The organism is Vibrio sp. 05-20-BW147, assembly GCF_013369385.1.
Lineage (GTDB): Bacteria > Pseudomonadota > Gammaproteobacteria > Enterobacterales > Vibrionaceae > Vibrio > Vibrio floridensis.
In genome coordinates this window covers 1-1,637 of record NZ_SZTO01000053.1, presented here as the reverse complement: position 1 = coordinate 1,637, position 1,637 = coordinate 1, and the positions used below count along the sequence as shown (strand labels likewise).

The 1,637-nt window shown below is 37.6% G+C and carries 3 protein-coding genes; all 3 read right to left on the bottom strand.

Translation table 11 applies throughout. The features are described from left to right. Nucleotides 1-164, bottom strand: a 164-nt coding sequence (locus tag FC652_RS19690; protein WP_176299855.1) for a VF530 family DNA-binding protein, incomplete at its 3' end; no start/stop codon positions are given. A gap of 246 nt (nucleotides 165-410) precedes the next feature. Then, nucleotides 411-896: a hypothetical protein gene (locus tag FC652_RS19685; RefSeq protein WP_101958702.1), complete on the bottom strand. Its 486-nt coding sequence runs from the start codon at nucleotides 894-896 to the stop codon at nucleotides 411-413. Nucleotides 897-1,044: 148 nt separating this feature from the next. Next, nucleotides 1,045-1,485 (bottom strand): hypothetical protein, encoded by a 441-nt coding sequence (locus FC652_RS19675; RefSeq protein ID WP_140361383.1) that lies wholly within the window; start codon nucleotides 1,483-1,485, stop codon nucleotides 1,045-1,047. Nucleotides 1,486-1,637: the final 152 nt, after the last annotated feature.

Here is a 1,637-nt window from a genome sequence, read left to right as displayed (position 1 = left end):
CGACGCAAAAACTTAAGAGAAGATTTGATTGATGGATTGCTGTAAAAACAGTTAATTTTGATTTCTCTGTCTAACCCTTCCCAGCCATAGTGCTCTTGTAAACGAACAAGAATTTTCTCTAAGGTTAAACCATGTAAAGGGTTGTTTTGCTGCTCTTGGCTCATTGCTTGGGTCCTGATCATACCGCTTAGTTTGGACGCAGTTTACCAGAATGCTTTAGCCAGTTAGCCATTTTATTTACATCCACAGCCTTAGACATAAGTACTGAGGAATGAGCTGATTTGAATATTTGCATAACGCCCGCTTAAGTGGTGAGCAACGCAATTCGATGCTTCCGCGCACTACCTAAATCACTAAAATCAACGCATGATAAAAATGCCACGCGTTGCGAATCCGTCTTAAAGCGTTTGTTATGCTTTCACAAGCTCTGCTACATCACGTTTCATATTCTCAATTTCTCGACAGATGTTAAGGTGTAATACCTTCAGTTTTTCCCGATCGATTTCTACTTTTGAATCAAGATTATATGAAATCAAATAAGAAACATACTCACTAACAGCTACTTGAAGTTTGTTATAGCTTTGATTTAATTCCTTATGATAAAGATTAACTAGCAAGTTTAACTCAACTAATGGCTTTGACTCGATATCATCAGATTTTTCTTGAGATCCTCGCAGCTCTTTTCTAAAACTAGAAACAGCCCACTCAGTTGTTGAGATTAAAAGTCTGTATATGCGTTCCAATCTATCTCTATCACGCTGTTCTTTCGCATATGTAGATTCACGATCTTTCGTATACCAAGCGTTAAGAAATGTACTTGTTAATGCGATACTCCCACCGCAAAGCACTGAAATCAGAGGAATCCAAATAGATATCTCAGCTGTATTTCCAATCATTATCCTACTACTCCTCCTAAGAAGCATAACGCCCAATTAAGGTGTGAAGCACGCAATACTGATGCTACCGCATACCGCCTTAAGCACTAAAACTGACGCATAGTAAAAATGCCACGCGTGCTGAATCACTCTTAAATTGTTTGTTAGGCTAAATCCCATCCATTCGATTTTTATAGTTTTCGTACACAGCAGAGAATCCAATTGCACTAAAAGTAATCTCAAAGCCATCCTGGCCATACACAACCGTATTTTTCTGTTTAAATTGGCTTATTACATATTCTTTACCTGCATCCGTAGCAGGAAAGTCCATTCTTTTACCTTTTCCAATACACTGGGCATATGATTTGACCAATGTTCCATTAATACTATATGACGGAGCTTTTAGTACGCGATCTTCAAAATCTACACAATCATCAGATGGAAACGTCAAACCTATATTTACACCACCGCTTACATTCTGAAATAGAGTAACCTTAATTTCAGAACTGATGTTTGAATCAATTCCATCGTTACTCCAAATGTTTGAACTAGAAAATGCACTTGAGGAAAATACCAAACACAATGAAACAATTATTACTTTACTCTTCATCTCGCCACCCATTGATAATTTATCATTAACTGGAAATGCATTCGTAGCTTAAATGCAATGAATATTATTCGACAAATTTTATCATAACGAACAGCATTCCTTTATGACCAGTATCAACATGTAGCCTAACGCCGCGTTAAGGGGCGCAGGCA